Raw genomic sequence first — 17,655 nt, forward strand, 5'->3', positions numbered from 1 at the left:
AGCTGATATGTGAAACACCGGCAGTCAATACGATTGCGGGTGTTTTAAGTCATGCCGCCCAGTCGGAGAGCGAATAGGCCCTGATGTAATCGATCATCATCTGTGAGCCGTCGCTGAAGTCGCTGGCCGATGGTGTTCCCGCCATTCCGCCAACGGCCAGGTTGACGACCATATAGATGGGGTCATGCATATCGTCAGGCGTATCCGTCTGAGCAACGGCGACATCGTCGAAATACCAGGTGATATGTTCGGCATCCCACAGGACGCCGTAAGTGTGAAACCCATCCGTGCTCGGCACGCTGACATTGTTGATGACCGATGTCTGCTCGCCCGTGGCATTGGAATGGGTGGACATGATGAGCGTGTTGGGATTCTGGCCGCGCATTTCGATGACATCGAGTTCCGGCGGCCAGGATCCGTCCTCCGGCAGGAGCCAGAAGGCCGGCCATGCGCCCCGGTCGGTCGGCATATCCGCCCGGATTTCAAAATAACCATAGGTCTGGCTGAAGGAGGAATAGGTGTTCAGCATGCCGGACGTATAGTCGTAACCCTCGACTTCATCGGCGATCGACTGCGCGGTTTCCGCGGCGGTGATGGTCAGGACGCCGTTTTGAACGCTGAACGGATTGACCTCCGCCGTGCCGGCATAAGTGGGGTTGACGTACCATTGCGCCTCGCCATTGGCCGTCAGTGAGCTTCCCTTTTCCGGCGCCCACCAATATTTGGCATCCCAGATACCTTGACCGCCACTGCGCAGCGACAGCGCGTCGAATTCATCGGCAAAGGTCTGGGTAAAGGACGATCGGTCGAGGCTGAGTTCGAACTGATCGGCCTGAAGATCGTCGACGGTGGTCCCGGCAAGAACGATGGCTTCGCCATTCGAAAAATTGAGCCAGAGGTCGTTGCCCTGCTGTGTAGCATTGCCAACAAGCTGGTCGAAAGACGTGATGCCGTAACCATTGAGACGGATCGTGTCATTGGCGCTGAAATCCATGATGAGATCCGTGCCGTTGCCGCTCGTGAAAACGAAGGTGTCTGCACCGCCGCCGCCGATCAGCACGTCGTTGCCGGCCCCGCCGTCGATCGTTTGGCTGCCCGATCCGCCGGTGATAATATTATCGAGCGAATTGCCGAAGGCATAACGCCCGTCGCCGGTTACCCGCAGGTTTTCGAAATTCTCGGGCAGGGTATAGCTCATCCAGGTGTCGATGGTGTCGATGCCTTCACCGGCATTTTCCACGGCGCGATTGATGCTGGAATAGAGATAATAAATATCGTCGCCGGTGCCGCCCGCCATCGTCACGTTTACGGAACTGTCGCCCCACATGGAATCATTGCCGGCAGTGCCGCCGAGCAGGGGGCCGGAACCCGTGGCGGAGAAAAATCCGGTGGAACTGCCGCTGTAATAGAGTGTGTCTCCAAGCGCATTCACTACTGTGCGGGCCATGAACCGTCTCCTGTCCGTTCGCGTTGGTGTCCTCACTCCTCCCTGGTGCACACCCTAACAGGGCAAAAAGCCTCTCGTTAGGCCGAATTATGAGGGGTATGTTTCCTTTTGGTTGCATCGCGCTGTTGAACGTCCGCGTTGTCATCAGCCGGTTCCGCCTGCTACATGTCCGTTTTTGAACCAACGGCGTGGTCTTGCCGTGCCCCTACGGGCGATGGCAAGATTGGATCGGAAGATGCCCGCGCGGCATCTCGGCAGTGGAGTGTCAGGATTGAGCGTCGCTTTTACCAAGGAAGACAGTGCGGAAACCGCAGCCGAAACCGTTCTGCCGGATCGGGTGATCTCGCCTCATCTCAATCTGGTGACGCAGGCCGGGCTGAAGGCCCTGGAACAGCAATTGCAGCTGGCGCGGCAAGCCTGCGAGGCTGCCAATGCAATTGAGGACATCAATGAAAGGCGGCGCCTTTCGGCCAGTCCCCTGCGGGATATGCGATATTTCGCGGAGCGGGTGCGCACCGCGCAACTGATGCCTGATCCGCAGGCGGATGGCGTCGTCGCCTTCGGTAGTCTGGTTACCTTCAGTCGCGATGACGGTCGAACGCAACGGTTCCGGATCGTCGGTGAGGATGAGGCCGATCCCGCTGCGGGCACGATGTCCTATGTCTCCCCGGTTGCAAAGGTGCTGATGGGGAAAACGGTCGGGGAAGTCGTCAGCCTGGCCGGCAGGGAGATCGAAATCATCGACGTGGCCTGACGCCTGTGCCGGAACGGACATAGGAGGCCCTCAACCTGGGAGCCTCTTTATCGCTATCTGCTGTCAGACAATAACGGGCTCAGACCCGGATTGCCCATGACGCGTGCTTCTTCTCGGTGGCGCGCGTCATCTGCAGTTCCCAGCATCCGCATCATGGTGTTTTTCAGGAAAAGCCTGAAGTCCAGATCTAGGGCGGCGTAGGCGAGGGCGAGCCCCACATGGGCCATGAAGACGGGATTGAAATTCAGCTCTTCGAACTGATAGCCGATAATGATCCCGATTGCCGAATAGACGAAAAAGCCAATCTTACGTTTCCGGAAAATCGCATAAAACAGCGCAAAGGCGCTCATCACGCAAAATCCCATGCCGGAAGCGTAGGCGGTAGCCATAAAGCCGTTATGGGGGGTACCGATTTTTGCGATACGGGCAAGCTCTTCATATCGCGCGGTAAATCCTATGCCCAGAGGGTGCTGGAACATGACCTGAAAACCGCCGGTGATCGTCTCCCACCGCTCATGCAGGTTGTTGCTGCTATTGCTGTCCTCGAGAAACCGTTTTGAAAAAACGTCTTCCGCAAAATCGAAAGCGCCAAGCGGCAGAATGGCCGCGATGACGAGGGCACATAAAGCAAAGCCGAAATAGGTGCTGAGCAGCATCTTGATCGAAAAATTCCGGACGTAGAAATAAAGTCCGACGGCGAGAACGGCAAATACGCCCGACCGGTTGAGCGTGAGCGTGAAGCTCGCCAGATATATGAGCAGAAACACGGCAAACAGCGCAGGTCGCCTTTGCCTTTCGGCGAGATAGGCGGCCGCGGCTCCGGCCAGCGCGAAGACTGGCCCCGCCGTGTTGCCCACGGGCCAGATTCCCCCTGCCTTTTCGACGCGTAAAAGCAGCGGGGTTATCTCACCTTTAGCCGCAAGCTCCAGGACACCAGCCTCATCGAACATGAAAGATAATCCGAGGGAGGCAAGCTGGTCATGGATGACGATATCCAGAAAAAGCAGGATCGTCACCGCGATGAAGCCGGCAAATATGCCCCAGCAGAACAGTTCGAGGAGGTTTTCCTTGAACAGCATATAGGTAAAGAACAAAAAATAGACCGCATAAAAATAGGTCATCGCCGTCGTATAAAATTCGCCGTCACCACGCGCGTCGGCGAAGAGGGCAGTGAGGACGAAAAGAACAGTTAGCGGCAGCAGATAGAACAGCACGATGGAAGGTGTCAGGCAGCGAATGTAGAGCAGCGCAATGACAGGCAGTGTCATCAGCACCAGCATGTCGGTGATGTTGAGGAAACGCAGGCCAATATTGCTGGTGAGCACATTACATTGAATGAAGAAGCCGATGGAGAAAACGAATATTGCGAGAAAAATAGCGGGAATATTGAATGTCTTTAAAGGATAAAGCGGCATTGCCAAAACGAAACCTGGCAGAGCAGGGCGATTTGATGCCGCAAGATTTGCTTGTCGTTTCATTCGCGGCCTTATCTCTTATGGGCGGTCGTCATCGGTCTCGTAAGGAGAGCGCTACCGCGCGGCAATAAATATAATATGGCGACCATTAGTGGGCTTGATGACGTCGTCGCGCAAGATATTTTATCTTTTTCTTCATGAGATCAGACCGCCTCTCGGCAGATCTCCTTCCACGGCAATGACCCGTTGAATGTGAACGGGTTCATTTGAGGCGGGAGCATTGGTGCCGAACGCCGGAAGGATCCGCAGGTAGAAATTATATCCGGTTGGACTGATATCCGCATCGACGGCTATTCCGTTGGCGATGGCCCACATCCAGCCGCTGTTGCCGAACATGTTTGCGCCCCCGAATTGCAGGGCGGAGCATGAGATCGTCCTGGTTGCGCCGCCGCTTTTGACGACCAAAGTCATGTAGGGGAGACGTTGTTTTTCGTTGTTTTTGTAAAGTACGACGAAAGAAATCGTCTTGCCGATCATCGATATGGCTTCCGCATTACGGAAATAGCGTGTGACCCCGGCGGTCTGGCTGCCATTCGCGTAGAGAGCGAGGCTGCTGGTGAAAGATGAGGAAAAGATCACCTCCGTGGTTTTGATGGCGGAACCCGGCGCAGTCGGGCCCCAACCCGTTGGCGCGGAGTCGGACCAATCAGAAAAATCGCCATTGCTGATGAGATTGGCGGCAGGAAGTTTTGGCCAGCAAGGCGTCTCAAAGCCGCTATTGGATGCCGAAGCCAGATAGGCATCAAACAGGGTTCGCGCAACAAGCCGGGATCCTGCCTCGTTTGGGTGGATATTGTCCCTGTAGAGGGCTGTGTCTTTTCCCTTCGCCAGAAACGCGGCGTGCGTATCCACCAGCGTGAGGTTCGGGTGCGCTCGGGCCAGTTCGATCATTGCCTGATAAACCTTGTCGTAACCGGTCCCGTCACGCCAGGGGTTCTGCGTGGTGATGGCCTGTGGTGTGCCCGGCCAGTGCCATTCGGTCATGCCCAGCGGACCGAGCAGGCTGGCTCGCCCGGAACTGAGGATGCCACCCGGCACTTCGAAGGTCTGCATGTTGTGGCCATGATGCATGATACACAGATCGGGCCGGGGAATTTTCAGCGCCGCGGCGCGCTGCTCCGCCAGCATATAGCCCGCCATGCCGCCGGGCAGAGTTGCGAGATAGAGCGTCAGCGTTGCTCCCTTGCTGGTGCGCAGGGTGACTGGATCCGCATAGGCCTTCGGCCCGGTGGCGGCGTTCGTCTCCCATTCCGCCCAGCGGTATAATACCACCTTCGCATCGTGCAGATCGCCGAGCATCACGGCAAATTGCTGAAACGGACCCGCTTCGGCATGGGCGGTGCTGTCGCCGTTCACGAAGATCGTGGCGTTCCGGCCTGCCGTCAGCAGGGCGCGCAAGGGAGAAAGTGCGGACGCCGAAAAGCCGGTGACGCCGATGTTCTGCGGGCGGAGACCGAGCGTTACACCGATCATGCCGCCACCTCTTCCGTTCGCGCCATATATATGCATAAGTTGTCTTTGAGCGGTGTCATCGGTCGTTCTCCTGGTCTGGCCTCAGGATAAGCCGGTCTCGAAGGGCAGGGAAAAGATACAGGTAGCGAAACGCCGAACAGTAAAGAAAACTGATCGCAGCTGAGTGTTTTTAATTTTTGGCGTAAATCTAAAAATAGAATATTTGACTTCTATATTTGTTGTTATTGAATTTTATTATGAATAAAGGTCTGAATGCTGGTATTTTTATCTAGCGGCGTGCAATTTTGTGCGGGTTCCCTTGAAAATATTTTCGTCGCGCTCCGACAGGTGATTTCTTGTTGCGGAGCGGCCGCTCATTCCCGCAATCCAGGGCCAAGTCACTGCGCGCGGCTGCATTCGACAGGGGAAATGCGATGACGTCGGCTCTTTTTGTCAGCCATACCGGAGAGAAGGGCGGGGCCGAGCTTTTCCTGGCGGACCTCGTCAAGGCTGGGCCGCATTCCTGGCGCGCCTGTTTTCTCAGTGGCGGTGCTACAGCAGAAGATCTGGCCGAGGCCGGGCGACCGCCGGTGATGTTGTCGGCCGGAGAGAAAATGCTGTCGATCCGTCGTAATTCGTCCTTCGGCGCGCTGGCGCGCGGAGCGGCTGATGTGATGGCGGTTGCCTGGCAATTGAGCCGGGAGGCGAAACATTTTGATGTGATCTGCGCCAATTCGCAAAAGGCGCTTTTTGTCTGTGCTGTGGCGGCAAAGCTTAGCCGTCGGCCGCTCGTCTGGATATTACATGACATCGTCACCGATCCGGCTTTCAGCGCCACCAACCGCCGGGCTTCGCTGGCATTTGCGCGCATTTTTGCCAGGCTGGTGGCGGTCAATTCCGAGGAAACGGGCCGGGCGTTCATCGAGGCTGGCGGCGAGGCGGAAAAGGTTCGCATCGTTTACAACGGCTTCGACCCTGCAAAAGCGAAGCTTCATGACCTCGGTGTGGCTGCGCGGCTGCGGGCGGAGCTTGGTCTTGGCCCGCAACCGCTTGTCGGCCTGTTTGGCCGTTTGAGCGAATGGAAAGGGCAGCATGTGTTTCTGGACGCTCTTGCGGCGATGGAGGGTGTCCAGGCCGTCATCGTCGGTGGTGCCCTTTTCGGACAGGAAGCCTATGAGGCGCGCATTCGCGAACAGGCGTCGCGTCTGGGGCTGGATGATCGCGTCCGCTTCCTTGGTTTCCGTTCGGATGTGCCGGAACTGATGGCGTCGATGGATGTGGTTGCCCATACCTCGATCGTTGCCGAACCCTTCGGCCGGGTGGTGGTTGAGGCGATGATGTGCGGGCGGCCCGTCGTCGCCACGCGTGGTGGCGGGGTTACCGAAATCATTCGTGACGGAGAAACGGGTCTTCTTGTGCCGCCGGGGGATGCAGCGGCGCTGGCGGCGGCGCTTGGTACGATCCTGTCTGATCCTGCTCTGGCGCAAAGGCTGGGGCAAAGCGGGCGGGAGGATGTGAGCGACCGTTTCTCGCTGGAAGAAACGTGCCGATCCGTCTCCGCATTGCTGACAGAGGCCGCGTAGTCTCGCCCCGTGATTGACAGAAGTAGCCAATGCCGGCAGGCGGAAGGGCCAGAATGCGCATTCTCGTAAACATGCCCAGTCAATACGGCGGCAAGGCCTCCGGTGTGGCGCGCGTAACCTTCAGCCTGCTGGAGCGGCTGCTGGAGCAAACGGGCGACGACTACATTCTGCGCTCGCCATGGACGAGGGAGCAGCTGCCGGAAAGCCTGCGTGACAGCCGGCTGGAGCTCATGGAGACGCCACGGCCGCGCATCATGGTTTTTGACGTGGTGCGTCAGGCCGCCATGCTGCCTGTGCTGTGCCGCCGGCATGGCATCGATGTGCTGTTTAATGTCGATCCATTTGGAAGTCCTCTGGGCGGCAAACGGCGCCTCACCCTCGTTCATGATCTCTATTTCAAGACCATTCCGGAGCAGATCGGCTGGCGGGCGACCCTGACGACGGATTTCATCTTCAGGCTGATGATGGCCGGCTCGAACCGGGTCGTCTGTGTGTCCGAGGCGACGCGGAAAGATCTGGCGCGCTTTTATCCTGCTGCTGCGGCCAAAAGCCTCACCATTCATTCCGACAGCACCCTGAGTGTCGATCCCGATGCTGTCGATACGGGCTCCCCCATTGCCGGTCGCTACATATTGGCGGTCGGAAACGCGACGTCGAACAAGAATTTCGCTCTCCTCGGCAAAGCCTTTGCCATGATCGGCAAAAAATGGCCGAACCTGCATATCGTGCATGTGGGTCGTGACGAGGCGGAGGAAATCGCCGGCATGCTTGATGATCCGGGCCTGAAGGCCCGGCTGATCCGGCTTTCGGGCATAGACGACCGTCAACTGGCCGAACTTTACCGCCACGCCGCCTGCCTTTGTGTCCCTTCCACCTATGAAGGGTTTTGCCTGCCCGTGCTGGAGGCGCAGCAACTTGGATGCCCGGTCGTGTGCTCCAATCGCTCCGCGACGCCGGAGATCGCTGGCGAGGGGGCGCTGACGTTCGATCCAGCCGATGCCCAAAGCCTTGTTGCTGCCCTCAAGCGACTTTTGGAAAATCCCGAACTGGCAGGGAAGCTTCGCCAGGCGGGTTATGAAAACCGCAAATTATATTCGTGGCAGAAAGCGGCCGAAAGCTATGCACGGCTTTTTCAGGCTAAGGCCTGACGATTGGCGTGATGAACTCTGAGCAAGGTCTCCCCATTCGCTTCTTTGATTTCCCTTGCGGAAAAACTGTTCCGATTGAGGTTGAAGAGGCCGCTTCCTGGCCCACCGTTTACGGCCTTAGGCTTGAGTGCCACCGCGTACGTCCGAATAGAGCTTTTCGTAAGCCGCGACGACTGTTTCAGGCGCGACGCCTTGACGAATTCGCTCCTGCGTTTCAGGCGTTTCCGTGAGCATGGCAGGATTGCGCATCGCTTCCGCCATGCGTGCGGCGAGTTCGGCGGCATTGCCCGGTGCGAAAAGACGTTCCTGTCTTTCCGGGCCGATCTGCTCGGCAATACCGGCGAGATTGGCGCCGATGACTGGCACGCCGCGCAGAATGGCTTCGGCGACGGTGCGGCCGAAGGCTTCTGGCCACAAAGGTGGAACAATGAGGCAATCGATGCCGGTGAAGAAATTGTTAGCCTCGACATAACCCGGAAACTCGACCGGGAGCCCGGCTGCTTTTTGCTGATAAGCTTCGATACCATCGGGCGCACGGCCCGCCATGACCAGTCGCCAGCCTTGTGAAGGCAGGAACCGTAAAGCCTCGATCAACAGGTCCGCTCCCTTCGCCGCTTCGATACGTCCCAGATAACCGAAGACCAGCGGCGCTCCTGGCGCGCGGGCAGTGCGCGGTTTTGGCACGTCCGGCGGTGAAATCGCGTTCCAGATCACAGTACGGCGGCTCTCAGGCACATGGGTGAAAAACCCGGCCCGCACGTGGCGCTCGACGATATCGCGACCGACGCCGGCAACGGCGTCGACCGCACATTGGCAACGCCGGTGGAGATAGGAAAAGGCACGGCATTTTTTGCTGCTGCCATCACAGATATGCCCGTCATGAAACAGAGAACCATTGGTGCACATGCTGGTGAAATCATGCAGCGAGTGGACGAGGGGAATGCCGCGCTTGCGGATCATCGGCCAGATCAATGGTGTCAGCTCCGACAGCGAATGGGTATTGACCACATCCGGCCGGAACTCATCGATGACGCGCGCAAGCCGGCGAACGAGGCGTGGGTCCAGTTGCACGGCGATTTTGTAATATTTCCGCTTCCATTCCGGTTGTTGCCCCCAGTCGCCGATGAAGAAGGGCGTGGTATGCCCGAGGCGATGAATGGCGAAACCATCGCGTTCTTCCGGCATCTGTCGTTCCCGGGAGATGGCGGCTACCGCGACGGTGTGGCCTTTGTCGGCAAGCCCACGCGCAAGGTCTTCCACGAATATTTCCGCACCGCCCACCCGGTCCGGAGAAAACAGCGAGGTTATCTGCAATATCCGCATGCTCAAATTCCTGCGCTCATTCTGAAATCACGACGGCTGAAGATTGCCTCTGCCTTTTGCGCGCGTCGCGCTCCACCCCGGGCGGGTTCAGGCAAAGTGTGACGACGGGGGCGAGAAAAACCGCGTAAGCCATGGCGAAGCCGGGGATTTGCAGTGAAAAATCAAGGATCGAATGCAGCAGGACAAGCAGCAGCGCTGCAAGGCCGAGATGAGATGCGTAACGATAATTCCGGCGCTTGCGGGCCCCGCGAATGAAAATTGTGAGTTGGACCAGCACGAAAAAAGCCACGTAAAACGGAAAAGCGGCGCCCAGCGTCAAAAGGCCCTCGGCATAGACATTGTGGGCATGGGTGACGACGGCTTCCACCCCACATCGCGCGGCATGATAGGGGGCATAGATTTCGGCAAAGCTCGAAAGACCTGATCCCAGCGGCCAATTGTCGGTGATGGCGCGCGCGATGCCGGGCATGTAGCAGAAGCGCATGTCGTCTTCCAGACGCGTTTCCATGCGTATTGCCACCCGATTGGCGAAAAGCGCAAACAGGGCGATGGCGACAGCGATCACAAGTGCGGCGCGACGTCTCGACCCGCGCTGTTTTCGCCGACTGGAAGCGCCGTTGCGACCGGTTTTCGGCGCGGAATTGAAGACGGTCAAAAGGATCAGGAAAATCAGTGCGGCGAGGCTGGAGGCTATTCCCGCACGCGATCCCGTCAGCATCAAAGCGATGAAAGAGAAGCCGGCGAGTACGCCGATAAAGACAGACTTGCGTATCAGTTTTTTCTGATCGGCCGGCACGGTCAGGCGATTGGCGACGAGTGCTTTCACCATTGCCCAGTCTGGCGCCAGAAGGCTTTTGTGCAGCAGCATGGCGAGGGTAAGAAGGATGAGGCCGAAGAAGGTTGCGGCGGTATTGCGGTTGACGAAGAGACCGGTCAGACTGCCGAGATAGAAGCGTTTCTGGATGAAGCCGAGCGCGTCGGGAAAAAGCGCGAATTGCACGATGGAAAACAGCGCCAGCCAGCCGCCGGCGATTGCGAACCATCGCAGGGTTTTGGCGGCGCGTTCATCGGTGTTGAAAATCACCAGACCGGTCATGAAGGCGCCGAAGGGCAGGGCGGCGCTCATGAGGCCGAGCCAGTCATCCGCGGGTGTGAGCGAGATGGTTGCGGCCGGTGCAAGCTGCGTGAACAGGGCGGCGGTTGACCAGGCCGGGTTGGGACGCGCCATCGCGGGCATGGCCGATGTTTGCAGCAGCATCTGCACGATGAGCGCGCCCAATAGAAAGCAGGCGGCAAGAAGCACCTTGTCCGCACCGGCGCTGGGCGGTCCGAACACAAGGATCGCCGGCACGAGCAGCAGATAGATGGCAGCCGTAACAACGATGCGGCTTTCGATGTCCGTGGCACCCTGATTGAGCAGCGTCAGCAGAAAAATTGCCCAGAATGCGACGATCGCGACCGGCCGGGCATAGTTTGGAAATGCCATCGGTTGAGGCTGCGAGGAGACTTGTTCTGATCGGGCTTCGGTAAACGACATTATGGCGGCTTTATCGGTGGGTTTGGTGGTGGCTGAATCTCAATGAGTGGCGGGGCTTCGCCCTTTTGCCGTTTTGGGTCATGGCAGCGTGGTCGGGCGTTTCGTGCCGCTCGGCGGCGGCTTCGGGCAGACAGCGGCGAGAGTCCATCGCAGGATTTCCCCTTCCTTGCTGCAGACGACGGCTGTGTCCGCATCGCGCGCCGCTACGGCCTGGGGCAATGCATCCCTCTGAAATTTCTGCCACATCACGAAACGTCCGCGGATGAGATTGGCATCGGCGGGTCCATAAAGCTGCGAAAAATTCATCAATACGGCGACTTCCATCGGCGAGGCGTTGCGCAGGGAACGGACCATGGCAAGACGCAGCCAGACATCGCCATTTGCGGGCAGGCAAAAGAGCGAATGGCGAATAAAGCTCTCGGCAAAATCGAGCCGCGCCATGCCGGAAGCGGATGCTGGGTCGGCACCATTTGCATCGAGATCGGCGAGGACGAGCCGCAGCCCGGCCTTGACGATATCCGACCGGCAGATTTTTTCTGTGACGACAGAGCTGAGTTCAGGGACCGTTGCGGCAAGGAGAGCCGGCGCGAGGCCGTTATTGTCATCGGCGATTTTCGCCATTGCGACAATGTCTGAGAAGCGCCGGCTTTGCGAAAATGCTTCAGCCGCGAGGGACAGCACAAAAACGGAAATGACGAGGACTGGCACGACCGCGAGGACTTTCCGCAGGCGCATCACGCCGTCACGCCTAGTCATGGTAATATCGTGTGTATCGCGAATGATAATATTCGCTGGAACCATAGGCGCGATAGAGCTTCAGCTTTTCGGTGTCCACCTTGTTGAGGATGACGCCGAGACATTTCTTGCGGATGTGGACCTCGTTCTCCATGGTGTTGCGTACCGCCCTGCGTGCGGTTTTGCCCCATTCCGTGACGAAGATGAAACCGTCAATCCGTCCCGCCATCGCACGGGCATCCACCACCGGCCCGAGCGGCGGCAGGTCGACGATGATGTAGTCGAAAGCGCTGCTGGCTTCGGCCAGCAGCTTGTGCATCTGCGCCGAGGTCAAGAGTTCGGAGGAATGGGGCACCCGCTGTTTGACCACCGTGGGCAGGAAAGCAAGCCGGGTCTTTTCGTCGCGAAGCACCACATCCTGCAGGCTGTGACCTTCCAGCAAGACTTCGAGCAGGCCTTCACCGGCGTGACGCGCCATGGCGCGCGTGGCGCCGGGATTGCGGATATCCGCATCCAGCAACAGAACCCGCGCGCCCTGTCCGGCCAGCAGCTGGGCGAGATTGATCGAGATCGTCGATTTTCCTTCGCTCGGCAAGGACGAGACAACGCCGACAATCCGTGCACCGCTCTTGGTGGGGATGCCGAGATCAATGGCCAGTCTGGTGCTGCGCAGCGTTTCCGCAAAGGAGGAAAGCGGATGATCGACCGCATATCGGGCGACGCTGGTGGGGCGCGTCAGGCCGGGATGGCCGTTTTCCTGAGCCTCTGTCGTGGGCTGGTTCGGGATGAGCGGGGTGTTGCCGAGGAACTCCAGCCCGAGCACATCGCGGACCTGGTCGCCGGTGCGGAAAAACCGATCGCGGAATTCGCGGAAAATCGCGATGCCGCCGCCGGCCGCTGCGCCCATGACCATAAACAGAACCAGAATCATTGGCTTGTTTGGTTTGCTTGGCATGTAGGGCGGCATCGCCTTGGAAATCACGCGCGCCTCCGTCACGGGGAAGGATTGCTGCTGCATCGCTTCCTGATAACGCTGCAGGAAGGTCTGATACATGTTCTTGTAGGTTTCGGCTTCGCGCTGCAATTCGCGCATCTGAACCTGTGTTTCGCTGGCTGAATTGCTGACATCGGTTGCTTTGGCGACGCTCTCGGCAAGGGATCTTTCCTTCGCCTCCGAAACCTCGAGATCACTTTTGTAACTCTGTGCAATGCGGCTGATTTCCTGGAACATCAACCGCCGGTATTCCTGCATCTCATTGCGCAGACGCACGGCCTGAATATGGTTGCTGCCGAGGCGTCTGGTAATTTCCGCCTCGATTTTCGAGGATTCCAGGTATTTTTTGCGCAGATCGTTTGCGACGGAACTGTCGAGAATATCGGTGACGACCCCGTCTACATCGTCGGTGGCGAGAATGTGCTCGATACGCTGCACCCGCGCCCGCGCCTTTGCCGTTTCCGACTGGGCTAGAATGAGGGCGCTGTTGGATTCGGCCAGCTGCTGATCGGAAAGCAGGCCATTATTACCGGTCGTGATCAGATTATGTTCGGCACGGAATTTCTGCACGGCAAGATCGGTATCGAGCGCCCGCTGGCGCAACTCGGCAATACGGTCGGACAGCCAGTCGCTGGCCCGCCGCGTCGCTTCATATTTGGAATTCAGCTTATCCAGCAGATAGGCCGATGCCACCGCATTGACGATCTGCGCGGCGAGAACCGGCGATGTCGAGTTATAGGTGAGTTCCAGCGCGTAGGTGCGGCCGATGCGCTTGACGCTGAGGTCGTTGAGCAGGCGATCCGACAGGGATCGCTTCAGCGTTCCATCGTCGATGACAGCTTCTTTTTTCGTCGGCGAGAACCATTGCGATACGTTGACGAGCGAGCGGATCGTGCCGAAAATCGAGCTCAGAAGCGAGGCGCGCGTTGCCCTGAATTCCTGGTTTTCCGTGAGTTTGAGACTGTCGACGACGGCAAGCCCGATGGTTTCCGATTGCAGCACCTCGACCTGGCTGAGAATGGAGGCCTCGTCCTCCACAACGCCGCCGATCGTCGAAAGCTGTTCGACAATCTGGCTGTTGTTGCGGTCGATCAACAGGGTGGCCGTGGCCGAATAGATCGGAACGGCTGTTGCGGCAAAAGCGAGGCCGATTGCCCCGGCCACCGCGATGGCGGCAAGCACGACGCGCCACTGCCGGCGGATAATCGCAAGCGCGGCATCAATGTCGATAAACTCGGCCGTGAGACCGCTTTTATCGTAATCGGACATTGTGAGTGGATCGTGCCTTTGCAACAACTATCAGCCTCGCTCATTTCGGCGGGCGCAGGGCCCACCAAGTCACGGTTGCATCACAGAACGGGTGGCAGCCTTCCCATTTTGGAAAGGCAACTAAGCCAAACTCAAACGGGACTTGTGCTCACCGGCGTGGTGGTATTGCCGGTCGAGAAGAAGTTATTGATTGTCGTGAAATTATTGGTCGTGGTGGATGGGGATGTACTACCACCGCTGGTCGTTCCACCAACGCTACCGCCGCCACCTACGGGGGCAGCGCCACCACCCGCCTGGGCGGTGCCACCTTCTGTACCCGCGGTTCCCGAACCGCCGATGCTGTTGGCGCTGGCCGGTGAGGAACCGGCGCCGCCGATCGGCGATGCCGCTGCAGGCGCCGCGGCCGCTGCCGCCGGGCCGGCTGCCGTTCCCTGGATATTTTCGCTAAAGGCAATCAGGAGATCGGAAGGCACGCCGGGGCCTTTTGTCTGCAGCTGGATGGCGGCTGCAAGGATCGTGTTGCCGTTGCGCATCGCAGTGGCATGGGCCAGCGCCAGGCCTTCGCCGACAACTTCGGAGAAGTCCTTGTTGCCGACCTTCTGGGCCAGCGCGACGACGGTGGGCAACTGGCCGGAATCACTGAGGATCAGGGCGGAAAGCTGTTCGGAGAACTGTGCTGCGCTGGTGGAGACGGCGATGATCGGAAAACCGCTCGTCACTTTTCCGGTGACGTCTGCCGTTGCCGCATCCGTGCTGGACGCGATGGTGACGAGATCCTTGACGATTGCCTGCGTCGGAGACTGCTTGAACAGTTCCGCAGCGCTGATGGAAACGCTGTCCGGATTGGTGGTGTTGACGCGGGCCAGAAATGCAGCGGTTGATTCATCGGCTGCCTTGACGGGTGCGCCTGTAGCAGCGCTCTCCACCGCAGGTGTCTGCTGCGGGGCGGCGGGCGGAAGGGTTTCCACGGTCTGTGCGCTGGCGACTGAGGAAAAAACACCAAGGCTGGCGACGAACATCGCACCAACGAGCATCGAGCCGTTATGAATGCGGGGCATCCAACTCTCCAAATCTTTAAAATACGACTTTAAATACATTCAATGCTGAATATGGTTATCCAACATCTAAAATTTCTTTTTAAATCGCACAGGGCAAGCAAAGGATCAAGCGCTAAAATAAGACCGCGGCGGAAACCCTCAGCTATTGTTAACGGGTCGCTCCGCGCCTGTCCTGCATTCTTCAGGACACGGCGACTTTTCGTGGTGATGTTATCAGTCTGTCACGAAGCCAGAGATTGGCCGGTGTTTCGACGAAGACGTGGAATGCGTGGGCGATGGCGACTGTGCTGATGACGATGACGAGATAGACGAGGTTGCTCCATTCCGGCGGGAAGGTGACGCCGCCGAGCACGGTTTTGAAGCCCCTGAAAATAAACGGGTGCAACAGATAAAGCGCGTAGGACGAATCGCCGAGCTTTGCCAGCGGCTGTGCGAAGCGGGGCAGAGAGATGTTTCGCGTCAGGGTCGCAGCCGCCATCAGCAGGATGGCGCCGCCACCGAAGACCAGCAGTCGCGAAAAGGAATAACATCCCGGATTGCACTGGAAGCCGATGCTGTTCAGATCCGTCAGCATCCAGATCGCGAGGCCGCACAGGGCCGTGGCAATGCCGAGCAGGGGCGGCAGGCGAACGCCCCGCAGGAAAAGCGTGGCGATCAGCATTCCCGCGACGAATTCGAGAATGATCGGCTGAAACCAGAAGCTGAAGGGCAGGGCGAGATCGACACTCGCGCCAATCAGGACGGCCACCAGCAGCACGCCGGCTGTCGTGAGGACGGCGCGCTCCAGCGGCAGGAATATGAACACGGCGAAAACGAGATAAAAAAACATCTCGTAATTCAGGGTCCAGCCCAGATCGATCAGCGGAAATGGATAGGCGTCGCCATAACCCATGCTGTCATAAGGAATGAAAAGATAAGAGGTCACGATCGACTGCAACGGCGGGAAGGCCTTCGCGCCGATAATGGTTGCGACGGCGGCCATGGCAAGCCGCACGGTCAGCACAAACCAGTAAAGCGGAACGATACGGAGAAACCGGCGCAGCAGAAAGGCGGAACGGCCGCCGGCAGCGGCGAAATAAGGCCGGGAGGCATAAACGATGACGAAGCCGGAAATGACGAAAAACAGGTCGACGCCACCACCCAGCCGCAACGCGCGGAGCGGGAAAAGCGTAAATTCCCAGTTCACATCGGCGTGCAACGCGACAATCATGACCGCCGCCACGGCTCGCATCACCTGAAGAACATCGAGACGTTGCGCCCTGGTTGCGGGCGCTTTCGTAAAGTTTTTCATCATCGTCAATCTATAAAAATAAAGATATATTTGGTAATATATTGCACCCGCTTTCGCGGAGCCGAAGTTCATTATTCAGTCAAGCTAACACGCCACAGGCGGACGCGATACACACAATTTTGCGATGCGGCATTTCCTCCGCACCATTCAGAAAACTTCCAGAACCGTGAGCTGGTCGCTGACAGAAAGCCGGTATTGTCCACCTTCCGGTGCAATCGTCTGCTGGCTCACCGAACCGTCATCACGAAAACGGTGTGCGACAACGCGACTATGCTGGCCGGCCACCGAAAATGCCGCAACCCGTTCCGCAGGTGGCTTTTCAATCCGGGCGGGCCATTGCCAGCCTGAAATAGCAAGCCAGACCGGCACGAGCAAAGCGCCATCCTGTCTCGTGAGGGGCATGGACAGTCTTTGGGCGTCGGCATCGAGGAAAGCGACCTGCCGTTCTGCAGGTGTGGTCTGGCGGTTTGCCTTGCAGAGCGAAAGAAGGCCACGAACGGCCTCATAGGCGGGTGTGCGGCTCAGATCATGACGCAGGAGGCCGAAGGAGGATTCCGGGTTTGTCGCATCGGCGGCGAAGCTTGAAACCAGTTCATAAATATAAGACCGGCGGATGCCGCTGATGAAACTCCAGAGCAGCATGCGTGGCATGTACCGTGCCTTGATGCCCTCGGTAACGGGAAAATGGAAGGTCTTCGTCTGCAGCGAGGTATGGTAGCCCATTTCCGTGGCGAGCACCGGCTTGCCGGCCGCTATATGCGCTGAAGCCGCGACGGATTTCGAGAGCGCTCCCGGACCGGTTGTTTCGGGATGTTCCATCCCGGCATAGGGATGAATATTGCCATAGTCGCAGGCATCCTTCAGGTCCAATGCCAGTGCCCTGTGCGTCAGGACATAGCTTGGCGCCGCGACGGGTACCGCGCTCAGTTGCGGGTTCGAATTGATGGCATTGTAGAGGGCCGCCTGATGCTCTGCCGAAATGCGCGGGGCATTTTGCGGATCCTTCGTCAGGTTCGGTTCATTGCTGCCTTCGAAAATATCGATCCCCCCGTCACACCACGCGTAAAAATCCGCGAGCCTGTCGAGCGGTGTGGAGACATAGGGGTTGAGATTGTCGTAACAGATGATGGTGAGGCGAATATCCGATGCCACGATCCGGCGCAGCCTCTGGAAGACGGGACTGTCGCGACTGTCTTTCGGCGTGATGAGGCCGTCATCCCGCAGATGTTGCACGCCGAGTGCTTCGAACTCCGGCATGATCCGGTCGAATTGTTCCGTATAGATACCGTTAGGGCGGGTGAAGTGGCCACACACGCCAACGCTGTCCAGAAAGGCGTCGGTCGTGGCGGAGGCAACCGTCTGGGCCCGTGCGGAAACGGGCCGCAGACCCGAGGCGGCGACCAATGCAAGGGGGGCGGCTGAAAGCAGGTTGCGCCGCGTCAGACTGCCCCAGGCGATAGGCTGTTTTCCATTCATATGCGTCTCCCGGCCGGTGCGGAAAGAAATACGGGGCAGGCATCATCCGATCGACATCGCCGTCTCAATGGCAAGGACGCCACCTCACATGTCGATATCAGAATGTGCTTGAT

At 58.4% G+C, this 17,655-nt stretch carries 13 protein-coding genes; 3 read left to right on the top strand and 10 right to left on the bottom strand.

Annotation, left to right across the window (positions count from 1 at the left end; translation table 11 throughout):
- Positions 1–49: 49 nt before the first annotated feature.
- Complete coding sequence (locus NYR50_RS21065) at positions 50–1,447, bottom strand: family 16 glycosylhydrolase (RefSeq protein WP_174010036.1); 1,398 nt, start codon at positions 1,445–1,447, stop codon at positions 50–52.
- 271 nt (positions 1,448–1,718) lie between these two features.
- Here NYR50_RS21065 and greA point away from each other — a divergent pair, with 271 nt between their 5' ends.
- On the top strand, positions 1,719–2,201 hold the full coding sequence (gene greA, locus NYR50_RS21070) for a transcription elongation factor GreA (RefSeq protein ID WP_174010035.1): 483 nt from the start codon (positions 1,719–1,721) through the stop codon (positions 2,199–2,201).
- A gap of 53 nt (positions 2,202–2,254) precedes the next feature.
- Here the strand turns inward: greA and NYR50_RS21075 are convergent, their stop codons facing one another.
- Together NYR50_RS21075 and NYR50_RS21080 are read right to left on the bottom strand one after the other, a co-directional pair.
- Entirely contained in the window at positions 2,255–3,679 is a 1,425-nt protein-coding gene (locus tag NYR50_RS21075) for an O-antigen ligase family protein (protein ID WP_418138016.1), read from the bottom strand.
- Between the two features lie 132 nt (positions 3,680–3,811).
- On the bottom strand, positions 3,812–5,149 hold the full coding sequence (locus NYR50_RS21080) for an SGNH/GDSL hydrolase family protein (RefSeq protein ID WP_418138017.1): 1,338 nt from the start codon (positions 5,147–5,149) through the stop codon (positions 3,812–3,814).
- A gap of 413 nt (positions 5,150–5,562) precedes the next feature.
- Here NYR50_RS21080 and NYR50_RS21085 point away from each other — a divergent pair, with 413 nt between their 5' ends.
- Positions 5,563–6,711, top strand: coding sequence for a glycosyltransferase family 4 protein (locus NYR50_RS21085; RefSeq protein ID WP_174010032.1), 1,149 nt, complete (start codon positions 5,563–5,565; stop codon positions 6,709–6,711).
- A 53-nt stretch (positions 6,712–6,764) separates the two neighbouring features.
- Positions 6,765–7,859: a glycosyltransferase family 4 protein gene (locus NYR50_RS21090; protein WP_418138018.1), complete on the top strand. Its 1,095-nt coding sequence runs from the start codon at positions 6,765–6,767 to the stop codon at positions 7,857–7,859.
- Between the two features lie 117 nt (positions 7,860–7,976).
- Here the strand turns inward: NYR50_RS21090 and NYR50_RS21095 are convergent, their stop codons facing one another.
- The 7 genes from NYR50_RS21095 to NYR50_RS21125 form a co-directional block, all read right to left on the bottom strand.
- Entirely contained in the window at positions 7,977–9,182 is a 1,206-nt protein-coding gene (locus tag NYR50_RS21095; RefSeq protein WP_174010030.1) for a glycosyltransferase family 4 protein, read from the bottom strand.
- A gap of 16 nt (positions 9,183–9,198) precedes the next feature.
- The gene (locus NYR50_RS21100) at positions 9,199–10,719 is read right to left on the bottom strand and encodes an O-antigen ligase family protein (protein WP_174010029.1); all 1,521 of its coding nucleotides are present in this window, start codon (positions 10,717–10,719) and stop codon (positions 9,199–9,201) included.
- A 78-nt stretch (positions 10,720–10,797) separates the two neighbouring features.
- On the bottom strand, positions 10,798–11,475 hold the full coding sequence (locus NYR50_RS21105; protein WP_236777132.1) for a hypothetical protein: 678 nt from the start codon (positions 11,473–11,475) through the stop codon (positions 10,798–10,800).
- Positions 11,468–13,717, bottom strand: a complete 2,250-nt coding sequence (locus NYR50_RS21110) for a polysaccharide biosynthesis tyrosine autokinase (RefSeq protein WP_174010028.1) — start codon at positions 13,715–13,717, stop codon at positions 11,468–11,470. The genes NYR50_RS21105 and NYR50_RS21110 overlap by 8 nt, the downstream gene beginning before the upstream one ends.
- 131 nt (positions 13,718–13,848) lie before the next feature.
- Positions 13,849–14,775, bottom strand: a complete 927-nt coding sequence (locus tag NYR50_RS21115) for a hypothetical protein (protein ID WP_418138019.1) — start codon at positions 14,773–14,775, stop codon at positions 13,849–13,851.
- Between the two features lie 181 nt (positions 14,776–14,956).
- Positions 14,957–16,069: an acyltransferase family protein gene (locus NYR50_RS21120; protein ID WP_174010026.1), complete on the bottom strand. Its 1,113-nt coding sequence runs from the start codon at positions 16,067–16,069 to the stop codon at positions 14,957–14,959.
- Positions 16,070–16,213: 144 nt separating this feature from the next.
- The gene (locus NYR50_RS21125; RefSeq protein WP_174010025.1) at positions 16,214–17,542 is read right to left on the bottom strand and encodes a hypothetical protein; all 1,329 of its coding nucleotides are present in this window, start codon (positions 17,540–17,542) and stop codon (positions 16,214–16,216) included.
- Positions 17,543–17,655: the final 113 nt, after the last annotated feature.

The organism is Agrobacterium sp. El2ro-1b, from assembly GCF_048298475.1.
Taxonomy (GTDB): domain Bacteria; phylum Pseudomonadota; class Alphaproteobacteria; order Rhizobiales; family Rhizobiaceae; genus Agrobacterium; species Agrobacterium fabrum.